This is a genomic window from Planococcus beijingensis (assembly GCF_016820615.1).
GTDB lineage: Bacteria > Bacillota > Bacilli > Bacillales_A > Planococcaceae > Planococcus > Planococcus notacanthi.
Map to the genome: position 1 here is coordinate 214,158 of NZ_JADHDZ010000005.1, position 15,567 is coordinate 229,724.

Below are 15,567 nucleotides of genomic sequence, written 5' to 3' on the forward strand. Positions count from 1 at the left end.
TCACCAATGAAAGAGTAATAAGCAGGAAGAGAGACAACAGACCAAATGTTCAGCTCGTCAACGTGTCTTTTGGGAGATCGTACACTGCAAACTCCTTCTTTCTTATCGAACTTTTACTTCTTTTTTGGATTCTTTCTTTTTCAACTGGCCAATACCCATTTCTCTCGCTTCCAGGTTGACTGCTTTGATCAGACTGAAAGTCATCAAAACAATAACCATGGAGAACGGGAAAGCCACAATGATCATGGTATTCTGCAATGCCTGCAGCCCTCCCGAATAGAGAAGGACAAGCGCTGTAGTAGAAAGGAAAAAGCCCCAAATCAATTTGATTCGAACGCTCGGGAAAAGTGATCCATTCGACGTCATCATTCCCAGAACATAAGTGCCTGAATCGGCAGATGTGACGAAGAAAGTGATGATGATCAGAATGGTCAAAATCGACAACGCTAAACTGAATGGATACTGCTCCAGCAAACCGAAGAGCGAAGCTTCAGTCGGTAATGAGGAAAGAGCCACAGCACCCGTATTTTCTCCTGAAATTGCTGCTGTCCCAAATGTCGAGAACCAAATAAACCCGATAAGCGAAGGAATCAACAAGACGTAAACGACAAATTCCCGGATGGTTCTGCCTCTTGAAACCCGGGCAATGAAAATACCGACAAACGGTGACCAGGCAATCCACCAAGACCAATAGAAGATGGTCCAGCCATTGATCCACTCGCGGCCTTCTTCATTGAACGGAGCCAAGCGGAAACTCATATTGACGAATGTCTGGACATACGCACCAAGCGTGTCTGTGAATAAATTCATAATTAATAAAGTCGGCCCAAAAATCAATACAAAAACAAACAGGACAGCCGTCAATCCCATATTGGCGTTGCTTAGAATCTTGATTCCTTTGCTCAGACCGGTTGATGCTGAAACCAAAAACAAAACCGTCAGCACAAGTACGATGACAAGCTGCATCAAGAAACTTGCTGGAATGCCAAACAAGTAGGTCAAGCCCCCGTTGATTTGCGCGGTACCGAAGCCAAGGGTAGTCGCTACCCCAATTACGGTTGACACCACAGCGATGACATCGATCGCTTTTCCGACGAATCCGTCAACACGATCGCCTAATAGCGGGCGCAATGTCTTGCTGATTAAGCCGAGTTCGCCTTTTCTGAACGTAAAGTAAGCAACGGTCAGTCCGACAATCCCATAAATCGCCCAGGCGTGGATGCCCCAATGGAAAAACGTATACCGCATGGCGTCTTTTGCGGCTTCCTCGGTTCCCGTGATTCCCGTTGGTGAACTGATTGCAAAATGGCTGAGTGGTTCAGCTGTACCGTAAAAAATCAATCCAATGCCGACACCGGCACTGAAAATCATCGCAACCCAAGTCGGGCGTGAAAATTCAGGCTTTTCATCCTGTTTCCCAAGTCTGATCCGGCCAACTGGGCTGAATAAGAAATAAGCACAAACTGCTACAAAAAACGTGACAACCAATAAATAATACCAGCCAAAATGCGTCGTGATAAACGCCTGCATATTGCCTGTTACTTTTTCCAGTGTATCCGGCATGGTGATACCGAACAAAACAAGCACCAACATGATAGCCACTGAACTAAAAAATACTCCTGAAACTTTTTTCATCTTAACGTATAGCTCCCGTCTTAAATTATTAGCGGCGGGTTTACTTCCATTGGACAACATATGTATACATGCAAAAACCAATATAACTCTTATTTTTTTTGAAGAAGCAATCGTATTTAACCCTTGTAAACTGTTTCGGCCAGCTAACGGACCGGACAGTTTTCCACTTAACTAGTTGTTCCTAACACCTGTTAAACCGGTCTGTCTCCCTGCTTTTTCATCACGGAAGCGAATGGCATTTGTCAGCCAAAACCACTCTTCCCGTGATCTTTCCCATGTTTTTGTAACGAGCCATCAGACCATTATACATGATTTCCGCCTCACTTTCACCCCCACCCACTAGATGTAGATTAATCCACGCTAACCACAGACCTGAAATTCCAAAGAAACAAGCTAAACACAGTACGAATATTTTCATCATTAGGCAGCACCTCCTTTATAGCTCTTTTCAGAAAACGGTACATGCCGAAGCTGAAAACTATTAAAGATGTTTTCCACATACTATAATTCAAGTAGTCAGACAATTTAAGGGAAGAGGAGGATTTTTGTGAATAAAACAGCGGTTGAGACATTATTCGTGAATCATTTTGTAGATGGCATTCTGGATCCCGGAAAAGAAATGCTGGGACCAGTAAAAGACGGCGGAACGATCATCGCCAATACGGCGCCGGGCTGTTGGGGACCGATGATTACGCCAAGCATTAAAGGCGGCCACGAAGTGACCAAGCCCGTCTACGTAGAAGGGGCTGAACCCGGAGATGCCATTGCCATCCGGATTCAATCCATTACCGTAACTTCACAAGCCACGGCTTCCGGCAACGACCAAATGATCGAAGACCGCGCAGACGGCGATGGCTACGTAGCCGCCAAGTGTCCGGAATGCGGCACAAAAAATCCGGAAACTGTCATCAAAGGCATCGGCATGGAAGCCATACGCTGTGCTAACTGCGGAGCGGATGCGACTCCTTTTGTCTTCACCAATGGCTATACCATCTTTTTCGGTGAAAAAGGCGATGTCGGCTTGACCTTGCCTCAGGAAGCTGCCGAAACCATTGCGAAAGCTGGACGGACGTTCATGAAAACACCCGAAGCTTCCGTTCAGAATCCAGTGGTGACGTTCGCACCGCACGACTTAGTCGGCACGATGGCACGCATGCGGCCATTTCTTGGCCAATTAGGGACCACACCATCACGCCCGACCCCCGATTCCCACAACGCCGGCGATTTCGGTTCTTTTCTGGTAGGTGCTGCACATGATTACAAGAGCACACAGGAAGAGTTGGAAACCCACCGGACAGATGGCCATCTGGACGTCAACCGGGTGCGTGCCGGCGCTGTATTGATTTGTCCGGTGAAAGTTCCCGGCGGCGGTGTTTACCTCGGCGATATGCACGCCATGCAAGGTGACGGTGAAATCGCTGGCCACACTGCAGACGTTTCGGGCATCGCCCACCTCCAGGTTCATGTGCTGAAAGGCTTGAACATAAAAGGACCGATCTTGCTGCCGAACGTTGAAGACTTGCCGTACACGGCGAAACCTTTCACCGCAGTGGAAAAACAATCCGCCCAGCAGATTGCAGACACCTGGAACGTCACCAAAATCGAAGAATCCTATCCGGTGTCTTTTATCGGATCCGGGCCGAACTTGAACGATGCTACGGAAAATGGACTCCAGCGAGCTGCAGATTTCTTCGGCGTCACTGTTCCTGAAATCATGAACCGTTCGACCATCACCGGCGCCATTGAAATCGGCCGCCATCCGGGCGTCGTCACCGTGACCTTCCTGGCTCCCGAAAAATACCTCAGCAAAACCGATCTGCTGGAGCTGGTAAAAACCCAATACGGACAATAGAAACAACCGCCATTCCGGAAAAGGAATGGCGGTTTATTTTTATTATAAGATAGCCACAATCTCCCCTAGTTGATTAACGTTGAGGCGCAAAGTAATGTACAGCCGCATACTTGAAAGATTCCATCAAAAAGTCCCTTGCCGCCTTGCTGATGTCTGCTTTTGGACTGATGATGTCAAAGCCATGGTATGCGCCTCTGTACATTCTGAAGTCGACAGGAACACCGGCAGCTTTCAAATCATTGACATACTGGATCGTCTCATCACGGAACGGCTCGATGTCTCCGACAAACGTGACAGCTGGCGGCAAGTTGCGGTAATCCGCTGCACGACCGGGAGCGGCATAGATGGGCACATCTTTGTTGAACAATTCACCAAGATACAATTTCCAGCCCCACCGGTTCGTGTCTGAATTCCACACATAGGCGTTGTTGTCACGTGCGGATTCCGATAGCATCCGGTCATCGAGCATTGGATAAAGCGGCATCTGGAATGCCAGATTTGCAGTTCCTCTATCACGCGCAAGCAATGCCAGTGCAACCGTCAATCCACCACCCGCACTTTCGCCTCCTGCCATCAGCTGATCGTCGCGAATTCCCAGTTCTTTTGCATGGGCTTTCATCCATAACAGGACTTTGTAACAATCATCCAGCGCTGCCGGATAAGGCGCGTCGATCGACAGCCGGTAATCCGGTGCCACAATGACACAGTCGCTTGTGTCGATCAAACGCTTGTACAAGTCGTCGCTCATCTCCGGAACTCCTTGCGCGTAACCGCCGCCGTGAATCCATAAGACTCCAGGTATATTCTTCACCCGCCGGAGCGGTTTATAGATTCGTACACGAATAGAAGAACCATCTCCGCGGCTCACCCACTCTTCGCTGCACACCAAGCCTTCCTTGTCTCTCCCTTTAAACCGTTTATCCATCTGTTTTTTCGAATTGTGCATCGACTGGATAAACGCCTCTTCCGACGATTTCGTTACCAACTTATCCAGCAGCATCCCTTTGAATCTCAATTGCTTATTGACCATTGCGCACGAAAATTTCATGTTTTCTCCCCTTTCAAACAATCTGCATTTCTTTCATATTTCTTAAATAGTAAGCCAAATTTTTCAAATTAAAAAGTTTGAAAAATAAAAACCACATTCGAAGTCCGCTTCGAATGTGGTGGGATGCTGAGACATGAAATCCACTAGTTTAATTCCGCAGCCAACTTCAAAACACTTCCCAGTAGTACATTGGTACCTTTTTCAATATTACTGGGAGCTGCATATTCTTTTGGGTTGTGGCTGATGCCATGAAGGCAAGGAATAAAGATGAGGCCTGAATCCATAACCGCTGCCAATGAGTTGGCATCATGGTTGGCTCCGCTCATCATCACCTGGTAATCCACTCCAGTTTCTTTGCAGACCTGTTTGGTTGTCGCAATTAATTTTTCCGATAGGTCAGAAGGGATTTTTTCGATATTCGGATTGATCGTCACCTTGTGATGGACAGTTGCGTAACTTGAAAATCGGTCCGCAATTTCACGCATCATTTTGATGTCTGTGCCTCTGATTTCGAGCGTGAAATCAACTTGTCCCGGCACCACATTGGCTAAATTCGGGTGAACAGCCAATTCTCCCACTGTTCCAACGTTCGGCTCGCCGAATGTTTTAACGATTCGTTCAAACTCCAATAGAATCTTCGCTGTGCTGATCAACGCATCATCCCGTTCATTCATCCCCATAGTACCCGAATGCGCAGCTTCTCCATGAACCGTGACGTCAAGCCGCTTGATTCCAGCAATCGCGTGGACGATTCCGATATCCGTACTGCTGACTTCCAATTTTTTACCCTGTTCGATATGAAGCTCCAAATAATTACTGTAATGTTCCGTACCTGCTGTTTCTTTCACTTGCTGAAGAGTAAATGGTGTATTGGCCAGCCTTTGGATAAAATCATCGTCAAACTGAATTTGTCCACAAAATGCACGGCTTCCAAATGTGCCGCCCAGAATATTGGCTTCTTCACCACGGAAAGCCACAACTGTTACAGGTCTGTCCAATGGTTCTCCGCTCTCCGCCAATGTGATTAACACTTCCAATCCCGCAACCACACCCAATGCCCCATCGTATTCGCCTCCATTTCTGACCGAATCCAAATGCGAACCGATCAGAATACCGTTCCCACTTTCCGGCCCTATAGTTCCAAATACATTACCGATGGCGTCACGATGCGTTCGGATAGCATACTGCCGGCATTTTTCAATGAACCAGTCCAAAGCTGTTTGTTCTTGTTCCGTATAAGCCAGACGAGTAATGCCTTCACCGTCTGAGCTGATTTGATTCACTTCAGCTAAGAGTTCCATTAATCGTTGATTGTTCACTTTCATTTCCTGCTACATCTCCAATCATTCGTTTGGTTTAACAAAACGGCCAGTTGCACGCTCGTTCACACCCACCTCAGCGGAGTACACCATTTGTCCTCTGACAAATGTCGCTTCAATTTGATTGTTTACTTGATGGCCATGGTAAGGCGAAACATCAGATACGGAGAGAAAGTTATTTTCATCTATTTCCCATGCTGTATTATTTTTAATAACCGTAATATCAGCGTCTTTCCCCAACTCAATTGATCCTTTGTGGAGTAGATTGAAACGCTTGGCAGGAGCGAGTGCCAGCAAATCAGCAAAGTGGCTTACAGACAGCTCCTTGCTCCGTATTAAATAATCAAACAGCAACGGAATCATGATTTCCAGACCCGGAGTTCCTGATTTCGCTTTGAAGATATCGTCATCACCGATTGACTTATCCGCTTTTTGCCACGGTGCATGGTCAGATGTAATAAAGTCAATGCTGTCATCGAGCAAATAGCCTTCAAGTTCCGCCACTTCCTGAGGCTGTCGCAGAGGTGGATTAATTTTTGCTTTAGGACCGTGTTTCTTCAGATCCTCCGTAGTCAACAATAAGTAATTGTAGCAAGTTTCCGCTGTGACATTGGTTCCCTGCTGCTTGAACCAATTGATGTAATCCAAGCTTCTCCCATGGCTGACGTGGACAATATGCAGTTTTGCATTTGTCCAGGAAGCCATATCCAGCAACTTGATGACCGCAGTCGTTTCTGTCACTGGTGGTCTGGTCAAATTGTGGTAAATCGGTTTCAACTGATTGTTCGTTTGGGCTTCTTCGATATACCGTGTCAGCAATTCATCATTTTCAGCATGGAAAGCGATGACCAAATCTCGCTCCGCCGTTTTCTTCATTGCTTCCAAAATATCCGCGTCCGCGATTCTCGGAAAACGATATGGATCGGTTTCAAAGGTCGATAACTTAAAGGCTGCCACTCCGGCATCCGCCAACTCATCGATTACTTTTGTGCCATTTTCTTTTGGAATTGTTCCCCATAAGGCGATATCAACTACGGACTCTTTATTGATGATTGCGATTTTCTTGTTCAGCACTTCGGCATTCGCTACTGGGACCGGCAAATCATACGGCATATCCAGGAAAGTTGTGATTCCGCCTTTCGCCGCTGCAAAAGAAGCCTGTTTGATTCCTTCATTTGGATTGCTGTAGCAATGGACGTGGGCATCGATAAATCCAGGGAATATGAAGTTTTCTCCGTAATCATGAACATCTTCCCCTTCAAGCACACCTGTTGTCTTTGAAATTCCGCTTATCTTTCCACTATTTATTCCAATTTCACCTAAGAAATCTTCATTAGGTGCCACAATATGTCCTTTGATTACTTTTTCGAATTTCATTTTAATTCTCCTTCACTTTCGTGGATGTGTTCGCGACCGATAAAACGATATACGATGCGATTAACCCCACCATTGATGCAATCAAGCCATATAGGACATACAAGTCTGAACCAAGGAAATGGGCAATTCCAGAACCTGCTATTCCCATGACAATACTGGCGATTCCGGCACGATGATCCAAGACGTTCTTATCTCTCAGGATAAACCCTCCCAGAATGGGAACGAGCAATGCCGATACCGAATAGGCGAATGACGCGACGATCCAACTGAGTGCCTGGGGATAGAAGTTTGCCAGCGAAACCGCCAATGCCAAGACAACTACTGATACGATTCGTGATACCGAAACCAGTTTCTTTTCTTCCACTTTTGGATTAACGTAATTTGTGTAAATGTCTTTCGTGATAGTCACAACGACTGATTGGACCGCACTGCTCAAAGTAGACATGATTGTGGCCACGATGAATACAGCAAACATAATCAAAAACCAACTTGGTGTCTGGGTCAAAAACCAACCAGTCGCATTTTCAGGGTTATCCAAAGAAGGATTAAGAGAACGTACAGTCAAACCAATTGTAGACGACCAAAATGTTGCAAGCGCAAACAATAGAGCGGTTACACCAATGGAAATGGTCGCGTTTCTTGAGTTATCTGCAGAGAATATACGCTGGTATAATTGCTGATTGGTCAAATTTCCTGGCATGACTCCAAATACCCAAAACAGCACTGTCCCCATTCCCACACCGACAAGCCCGCTAGGAAAATCCGAAATCTCGTTTGGTGTATTTGTCATGATGGTTTGGAACCCACCGCCCATATCCATCGCCATGAAGAAAGCAACGATAGCTCCGACAGCCATCGCACAACCGAAGATAAAATCTGTCCAAGCCACTGAAGTCATTCCTGCAGGCAAGACAAATGCCAAACTGATGACCGCAAAAATCGTTACCATCAGTGATGCATCCACCCCAGTAATGGTCGAGAAGATCTTTCCGAAACCGACGAGCTGTGTAATCATCCACCCGAACGGAACAATCAAGGTACTCAAAATCGTTAAGACAGATAAAACCGGATGGTTTCCATAAATTGTTTTGATGATATCCGGCATTGTTTCAAACTCACTATTTCGAAGCCATTTCGCCATAAACAGGAACGGAATAAAACCAATCATGGTCAACAATCCATACGTTAACGTCGACCAACCGCTCGAATAGGCCGTTCCCACCAGACCAACAATTACAGCGCCTCCCATGACCGTCGCAAACTGAGTGCCGATTTGAACATAAAGCGGAAGTGAACGGCCTCCTACATACCAATTTTCAATCCCTTGTTTTTTTCGTCCCAAAAAATAAGAAAAAAGAACAATCCCAAACAACACAATCCCGATAGTTAGAAACAAAATTACATTTGTGCTCATAAATTAACCCCTTTGTGCTTTGATTTATTATGTGGAATCGTATATTATAAAGAATATTAAGACAAATAAAATGTCTCGAATTATGGGACTGTTAGGAGTGGGTAGATGAGCTTTCAAATTTTGCAGCTTTTCCATACAAACAGTTCGCCACTTCATATCGATAAGATTTTGGCTGAAACCAGTATCCCCAGAAGTTCCTTATACCGCCAAATCAAAGGACTGCTTCAAGCAGGACTTTTGGAAACAGTAGGAAAGGGCCTTTATGCACCAGGGTGGCTGGTCGATGAAATTTCACGCGTTAAAGAAAATTCCTTCTCCTCGCTAATTGAGGCAGCATTGCCGATCATGCAGGAACTCAGTGACGATTTAGGCGAATCCATCAACCTGACCGCAGTCAAAGGTTCTAAAGTAGTCGTGTTGGCACATTTGGAAAGCAAGCACAACCTAAGATACTCCTACGAAGAAGGGCAAGTTCTCGATATTTTCAGAGGAGCTTCTTCCAAAATCCTGCTGGCCTATTTAGCTGAAGAACACCAGCAATTTCTAATCAACTCCGCCTCTTCCCCATCAGATAAAGAAACAATGGAGCGGGAATTGGCTGAAATCAGAAAGAATGGATACTCACTGACTAATTCCGAAGTCGACGAGAGCGCCATCGGCATCTCTGCCCCAATTCTTCGGGGAGGTAAATATATACTTGGTGGCCTATCTATTGCGGGACCGGATTTCCGGATAAACGAAGACAAAATAGAAGAGTATATCTATCGTTTGAAAGAAGCGGCTGCAGACATTTCTTTGATGATGGAATAACAAAAGACGTTTCCAGCATAGCCATTATTGGCTTTGCAGGAGACGTCTTTTGCTATGAATTCAATGAATGGCAAGTAAGACGATCCGTAGGAAGTCTGCCTTCACTGCCCATCTGCTTATCTTCAGTTCCCGATCTTCAACGCGGAATCTTTATTCTGCAGAACGGCCAGAATGCTCAATGCCGCAAGAAGGCTCGTCTTCGGATTGCTTGGCATCGGGTTGTTTTCGACTTGCAGCTGCATCTTCCCGAATTCACCTTCCGCTTCGATCATATGGGTATTTTGTTCAATGGCCGGATCGACGATGATACGCACTTTTGTCTTGTCGACACCGATTCCAGCAATCGCAAGCACCAGTGCCACATTGACGTTCTTCGGAAATTTCCCGACGGCTTCATATGCGGATCCTTCGAATATCACTTTCTCTTCGTCCGCTTCCACGCCAAGCGAAGCGGGTGATTTTCTGGTCGTGATTTGGACCCGTTCCAAGCCGCCAGCCGCTTTGGCCGATTGCAGGATGTCCAGCCCACCGATGGCACCGGACGGCAAATAGATATACGTACCCGAAGACTCCGCCAGACTTTTCAATTCTTCAAAAAAAGCAGCTTCTTTAAACACCCCGATGCTGCTGACAACGAGGTCTTTCTTATGAGCCACCACATCTTTCAGATAGAGGCTGGCCGCTTCCACAGTAGCTGCTTCCACTACGATATCAAGCGGCAATTTCAAGAATGCTTGAAGATCTGTATAGAAATCGACTTGAAACCGTTCACTCAACCGATGGCCTGCCTCCTCGTTGCGCCCAAAAACTGCGGTTATTCTTCCGTTCGCCAGCCCGTTATGGTTCACTTGTTCCAATAAATACGTAGCAATATTGCCGGTTCCGATGATTCCAATATCCATGATTGGCCCTCCTTACGTAAATAGGCGAAAACTTTCTGCCTCCCCCTTCTCGCTGATCCATAAAACTGTGCATACTTCCCTATACCCTTAAACAGAGAAATGCCATCTTCACATATTTAAAGATGGCATTTTCTTATATTCTATTCTTACCGTAACCGAATTCCTTCATTCACAGAAAGCATTTTCATTTTCACCTGTAACTTTGCGGTCAATCTCCATTATCTATCTGCTTCTCTCTATAGCCAAAAAAGACTGTATACCCACTCGATTAAACGACTCGGGTCTACAGTCTGTTGCTTTACAGGAGCACCTTTTCTTTTCGGGTATGCAAGGCCATTTCAATAAAAAATTGAATTTCTTCATTAAATTGCTGCAGATGCTGCTTTTCAACGCGGAAGTTGGTGGCGTACTTGATCTTATTACGCTGCTCTTCCGGAAGCAGGTTGTTGATCCACAGTTCAGCAACTGCTGTTGGTTTTTGCGGCGTCAGAGCGGATAGTTCGGCTGCTATTTTTTCCCGCTGTCCAGCTGCACCACTGCATAAGGTGATAAAGGAATAATCCGTTAACTTGTCTTTTTCCATTTGGATGAATGTCCGCATCGGTGCGGCAACTTTTCCTGCCCACACAGGTGCCAAGAGAATAATCGGTCCATAGTCGCTGACATCAAAATCCAACGGAGCCAAGCGCGAATTGCGCTTCACCAGGAAATCCATAAGGATGGCCAAATCTTTCCGTTTCTTTTTCTCTTTGATTTCATACATGTCACAGCCGATTCTGTCGCGCAGTTCAATTGCCAGTTTTTCATTATTTCCTGAGTGGGAATAATAGACGATTAACGATTTCATGGGAGAACCTCCTAAGTATTTGGCATTGAGGAACCATGGCTGGCTGGCGGCTTAGTCTCTTCCGAAAATTTGGCTTTAAGGTTTTTTGGCAGAGTGCATTTATTCCTAATAAAACCGGTAATCTCTTATAAAATTCAAAGTCATAATAGTACAATTTCAAGACTCTGTCAATCTAACGTCTTCACAATACAAACCAATCAAATACGATGGCAAAAACCATATTTCATCGACATCCACCAGAATTTCTCTTTCCCTATTGAACAAAGATTCGTTGGGATTTTATCTGTACCAGATTGCGTTTTTTCAAATTCACTCTACTAAAATAACAATAAAAGGATTATATTTAAATAGTTAGAGAGAAAAACTACCATCATGAAACGATAGGAAAGAGGATTAAAATGACTGCACCAGACACGAAACGAAAAGCGAACAAAGCAAAAGTGATATTACGGGCATTGCCCATCATCATCGGTGCGTTCATCACCGCGTACGGCCTTGAAGCTGTCTTGATTCCGAACAATGTCTCAGACGGCGGAATCACAGGCCTCAGCATCGTCGGCTCCCAATTATTCGGCTTACCGCTTGGCTTGCTGATTGCTGTACTGAACATTCCATTCGTCTATTTAGGTTATAAGCAGATTGGAAAAAGCTTTGCCATCTACTCCATCATCGGCATCGCTTCCCTTGCTTACGCAACAACAATTATGCACCACATCCCGACCATCATTGAAGGAGACACCTTATTGGTTACGGTGATCGGCGGGATCATCATCGGTTTCGGCATGGGCCTTGCACTCCGCAACGGCGGGGCGCTCGATGGCATCGATATGCTGGCCGTGCTGCTTTCACGCAAATTGCCATTCGGGACAAGTGACATGATCTTGTTCCTGAATATCTTTGTCTTTATTGTCGTCTCCTTTGTGTTCGGCCTGCAAGGCGCGTTTCTTTCAGGAATCGCCTATTTCATTGCCTCTAAAGTGATCCATCTGGTTGAAGAAGGTTTCAGCGGATCCAAGACGTATAAAATCATTTCGCAAGAACCGGAATTGCTTGTCCAGACCATCTACGACCGGCTTGGACGCAATGCCACTTACAGTTTCGTGAAAGGTGCCTACACCAACGAACAGTATAAAGAAGTTACGTGCATCATCAATCGGCTGGAAGACAGCAAAATGAAAGAAATCATTTTTGAAATTGACAAGAACGCATTCGTCGCAGTTTACGATGTAGCCGAAGTTCGGGGCGGAAGTTTCAGGAAACGGGATATTCATTAATTGGGCAGAAAGAAAAAGCAGACACAAAACTCCGAAAAAGAGCTTTTGTGTCTGCTTTTATTTTTAAAAACTTTATTGATCCGAATGTCTCAAGAAGAGAGAGTTTCCGTTCTTAATGAATCTCCAGATTGCCGCAATCAGAAAAATCACGATACCGGCAATCAAAAAGCCTTGGATGGTCGTTGCTAATTCCGGATTGACCCGCCCGCTCGCATACGAACCATAAATTCCGAAAAACGCCCATGCCAAAGGCAGTGGATAGGCCGCATTTTTATACTTCTTCAAGTAAATGAGGACAAATGCGACAGCAACCGCCAAGATGATCAGCGTCCAAACTGAATAAGAAATGCCGAAACCGTTCCATTCCAGCTGAACCAAAAGCAACGAGACATTGACGACGGTCGCGATGGTCACCCATGCACAATAGAACGTGAAGCTCAGTCCTGCAAGCGTCGATGGAACTTCAAAACGATGCGTATAGATTTTCCCGATGATGACGAGCAATGAGAACAACATGCCGATGATCAAAACCGTGGAAATGCCCAATCGCTCATAAGAGAATGCAATGATCCAACCCATGTTGCACAGCGAAAGTAAGACAAACCATGGCGTGATCAACAAGGCCAACTTGCTGACTTTTGCATCTTTCCGTTTAATAAACATATAGACCAGCGTAATCAGCACCAGACTATAGATGACGCCCCAAATCGAAAACGTAAAAGGCGCTGGGGAAATCAGCGTCAAGTATTGGTCGGAGATATCTCCTTGGCTTTGGCCATTGAAAAATCCGGAAGAACCGAGGTAATTAACGCCGAGCGTCAAAAAATATAAAACCAAATTTACTATGGTGAAGATCGTTGTTTTTTTCACCGTACTTTCATTCATCCTAACGCACCCTTTCAGTCGTTTTTTCTATTGTTCCGTGAATTGTGCTTTACACAGCCGAATCCAGTCAACAGTAACTATTCGTTATACAAGCCTTCTACATTCTCTCTTCCCTAATTGGTTAATCCCTAAAACTGTTCGCCGTAAAAGAAATGAAAATAGGGACGAGCATTCTTTTTCAGAACCTTGAATGTCATCACATGAATAAAAAAACACACCCGATAGTGTACTGCCTCAGGTGTGGAAAGTTAAGAATATGAATTTTCGTTTGCGTAAGCATTCGATTAGAGTTGTTTAGCGGCTTTCAGCTCTTGTGCGGAATCACGTAAATGCCCATTCCTTATTCAGCCTTAATGTCGATTGAAATAAAGGAACAACTCATTTTCCCAAAGCGATCTTGATATGCTCAAAATGATGCTCTTCATGCCAGCAGAGTTTCGCCAGTTTGGTAGCGACACTGATTTCACCGTTCGTTTCGTGGGTAAAGACACGGTCCAATTGCTTTTCATCCAGTTGCTGCCCAAGTGCCACAATCCGTTCGTTCAGCCCTTCCAGGATGCGGATCGAGCTTTCCACCGGCAATTCATTGTCCGGAAGTTCCGCCCACTTTTCCTGATTGAAAGCGGGAACCGTTGGGTTGTCATCCGTCAAAGCCAGTCTCAGGCGCTGGTACATATTGAGTTGGGAATCTGCAATATGATGCACAAGCTGACGAACTGTCCAGCTGCCCTCCCGATACTTTTTGCCCAATTGCTCTTCACTCAAAGAATCGACCACTTCCCGCAACCGCACGGTATAATTTCCGATTTTCCCGAGCCATTCCTCGATATGCTCAGCTTTCACGTTTTCAGGAACTTCTAATTTTCCAATAGGGAATTTTACATCCATTCTTCCAACCTCTTTTCCTTATTCGTATTTGCGGACTATCGCATTCACGCTCAATATACCAATGGAACCTAATTTTGTAAACCAACAGTCCAGATACGAAAACCGCCAATCTATCCTTTTGTTGTTTGGGCTTACGAGATCAAGCAAAACAAATTTAAGGTTCTTCTACTACAGAACTTTTTTATCGCCCATTTAGAGTCGGATAAATATTTTTAAAGTCTAAAGCCATGCTATTATTAAAATAAATTAAAGTTATTAATTTGACTTAATAATAATTTTCTCTCAAAAGCATATTGCGAAATCATTTATATTTTTCATGGTATCTATCGATTGCAACCTGAAACGAAAGGCGGCGTTGAGGATGTTCGAGGAAAAAAGATCCCGATTTGTACACGGCTGGATGGCGGGTGCATTCATTGTGGCGATTTTCATCATACTGCAGGCTACACAAAACGTGCTCCTCATCAGTGTCGCACTTCAATTGATTTTCTATATCGTTTTGCCTGTGTCATTTCTTAGCTATCATTTTAAAAACCGGGGCGTCAAACTGCGCCAACTGGTTTTCTTCCGCAACATCCTCCAGTGGGTATTGCCGATTTTTGGCCTTACCGCGCTGGTATTGGCATTTTCCATGAGTGTCTACTGGCTGCAGTTAAGAGCACTCCTGCCCATCGCTCCCGCTACGGTCAATTTCGCGCTGACGCCGCAGCCGTTCCCTGATGCTTTGTGGTACTTAATCGCGACCAGCTTCATCTTGTCGATCATCGCACCGATCGCAGAAGAGTTCGTATTTCGGGGACTGATTTTAAACCGATTGATGGCAACATTCGGCTTTTGGAGCGGGCTCGGTTTGTCGAGTATGATTTTCGCCCTTTTCCACGTCAACTTCTTCGGCGCATTCCTATTCGCGGTGGTCGCTTCGCTCCTCTACTTAAAGACCGGCAATCTGCTCGTGCCGATTTTTCTCCATATCGCCAACAACCTGATCGCCGTCTATCAAAGCTTCATGAATCCATTTTTCCCGCAATGGCTCATGGTATCGAATATCAATGATTTGTATTCGAAGAGCACACCGAATCTTGTTGTGTTGATCGTGAGTTTGGCAGTACTGCTAGTAATCATCGCGCGGCTGGCACGAGGATTGGAAAACCGGATCAAAGAAACCATCGTTCTATGGAAATAAAATAGCGATGAAGTAAAACGTGCCATCCTCTTTTCAGCACCAATCCTTTAAATAATCCGAGCACATCATAAAAAACATACTAAGATTAGTAGGACGAACCAAGGCATTGGTTTGTCCTACTATTTTTTTTATA

At 45.2% G+C, this 15,567-nt stretch carries 14 protein-coding genes; 4 read left to right on the forward strand and 10 right to left on the reverse strand.

Going from position 1 to position 15,567, the window contains the following annotated elements; genetic code table 11:
• Positions 1 to 102 precede the first annotated feature (102 nt).
• Both IRE19_RS14125 and IRE19_RS14130 read right to left on the reverse strand, forming a co-directional pair.
• Positions 103 to 1,635 (reverse strand): glycine betaine uptake BCCT transporter, encoded by a 1,533-nt coding sequence (locus tag IRE19_RS14125; protein WP_191716269.1) that lies wholly within the window; start codon positions 1,633 to 1,635, stop codon positions 103 to 105.
• A gap of 220 nt (positions 1,636 to 1,855) precedes the next feature.
• Complete coding sequence (locus tag IRE19_RS14130) at positions 1,856 to 2,056, reverse strand: hypothetical protein (protein WP_203340906.1); 201 nt, start codon at positions 2,054 to 2,056, stop codon at positions 1,856 to 1,858.
• Between the two features lie 126 nt (positions 2,057 to 2,182).
• On the opposite strand from IRE19_RS14130, the gene IRE19_RS14135 reads away from it, so the two are divergent.
• The gene (locus tag IRE19_RS14135; protein WP_203340907.1) at positions 2,183 to 3,487 is read left to right on the forward strand and encodes an acetamidase/formamidase family protein; all 1,305 of its coding nucleotides are present in this window, start codon (positions 2,183 to 2,185) and stop codon (positions 3,485 to 3,487) included.
• 73 nt (positions 3,488 to 3,560) lie between these two features.
• Here the strand turns inward: IRE19_RS14135 and IRE19_RS14140 are convergent, their stop codons facing one another.
• The 4 genes from IRE19_RS14140 to IRE19_RS14155 all read right to left on the reverse strand — a co-directional run bounded on the left by IRE19_RS14140 (position 3,561) and on the right by IRE19_RS14155 (position 8,645).
• Positions 3,561 to 4,535 carry an alpha/beta hydrolase gene (locus IRE19_RS14140; RefSeq protein WP_203340908.1) on the reverse strand — a complete coding sequence of 325 codons (975 nt, stop codon included), beginning with the start codon at positions 4,533 to 4,535 and terminating at the stop codon, positions 3,561 to 3,563.
• 143 nt (positions 4,536 to 4,678) lie between these two features.
• Positions 4,679 to 5,860: a Zn-dependent hydrolase gene (locus IRE19_RS14145; RefSeq protein WP_203340909.1), complete on the reverse strand. Its 1,182-nt coding sequence runs from the start codon at positions 5,858 to 5,860 to the stop codon at positions 4,679 to 4,681.
• 18 nt (positions 5,861 to 5,878) lie between these two features.
• Positions 5,879 to 7,231 carry a hydantoin-5-propionate amidohydrolase gene (locus tag IRE19_RS14150; protein WP_203340910.1) on the reverse strand — a complete coding sequence of 451 codons (1,353 nt, stop codon included), beginning with the start codon at positions 7,229 to 7,231 and terminating at the stop codon, positions 5,879 to 5,881.
• A 1-nt stretch (position 7,232) separates the two neighbouring features.
• Positions 7,233 to 8,645, reverse strand: a complete 1,413-nt coding sequence (locus IRE19_RS14155) for a sodium:solute symporter family protein (RefSeq protein ID WP_203340911.1) — start codon at positions 8,643 to 8,645, stop codon at positions 7,233 to 7,235.
• A gap of 105 nt (positions 8,646 to 8,750) precedes the next feature.
• On the opposite strand from IRE19_RS14155, the gene IRE19_RS14160 reads away from it, so the two are divergent.
• A complete protein-coding gene (locus IRE19_RS14160) occupies positions 8,751 to 9,455 on the forward strand; it encodes an IclR family transcriptional regulator (protein ID WP_203340912.1) in 705 nt (234 codons plus the stop codon).
• Positions 9,456 to 9,577: 122 nt separating this feature from the next.
• Here IRE19_RS14160 and nadX read toward each other — a convergent pair whose 3' ends face one another.
• The gene (gene nadX, locus IRE19_RS14165; RefSeq protein ID WP_203340913.1) at positions 9,578 to 10,357 is read right to left on the reverse strand and encodes an aspartate dehydrogenase; all 780 of its coding nucleotides are present in this window, start codon (positions 10,355 to 10,357) and stop codon (positions 9,578 to 9,580) included.
• A 298-nt stretch (positions 10,358 to 10,655) separates the two neighbouring features.
• On the reverse strand, positions 10,656 to 11,204 hold the full coding sequence (locus IRE19_RS14170; protein ID WP_203340914.1) for a flavodoxin family protein: 549 nt from the start codon (positions 11,202 to 11,204) through the stop codon (positions 10,656 to 10,658).
• Positions 11,205 to 11,602: 398 nt separating this feature from the next.
• On the opposite strand from IRE19_RS14170, the gene IRE19_RS14175 reads away from it, so the two are divergent.
• Positions 11,603 to 12,478, forward strand: a complete 876-nt coding sequence (locus tag IRE19_RS14175; RefSeq protein WP_191716281.1) for a YitT family protein — start codon at positions 11,603 to 11,605, stop codon at positions 12,476 to 12,478.
• A gap of 72 nt (positions 12,479 to 12,550) precedes the next feature.
• Here the strand turns inward: IRE19_RS14175 and IRE19_RS14180 are convergent, their stop codons facing one another.
• Positions 12,551 to 13,363 (reverse strand): TspO/MBR family protein, encoded by an 813-nt coding sequence (locus IRE19_RS14180; RefSeq protein ID WP_203340915.1) that lies wholly within the window; start codon positions 13,361 to 13,363, stop codon positions 12,551 to 12,553.
• A 378-nt stretch (positions 13,364 to 13,741) separates the two neighbouring features.
• Positions 13,742 to 14,251, reverse strand: a complete 510-nt coding sequence (locus tag IRE19_RS14185; protein ID WP_191716283.1) for a YfiT family bacillithiol transferase — start codon at positions 14,249 to 14,251, stop codon at positions 13,742 to 13,744.
• A gap of 361 nt (positions 14,252 to 14,612) precedes the next feature.
• Between IRE19_RS14185 and IRE19_RS14190 the strand changes: the two genes are divergently transcribed.
• Complete coding sequence (locus tag IRE19_RS14190) at positions 14,613 to 15,434, forward strand: CPBP family intramembrane glutamic endopeptidase (RefSeq protein WP_203340916.1); 822 nt, start codon at positions 14,613 to 14,615, stop codon at positions 15,432 to 15,434.
• Positions 15,435 to 15,567: the final 133 nt, after the last annotated feature.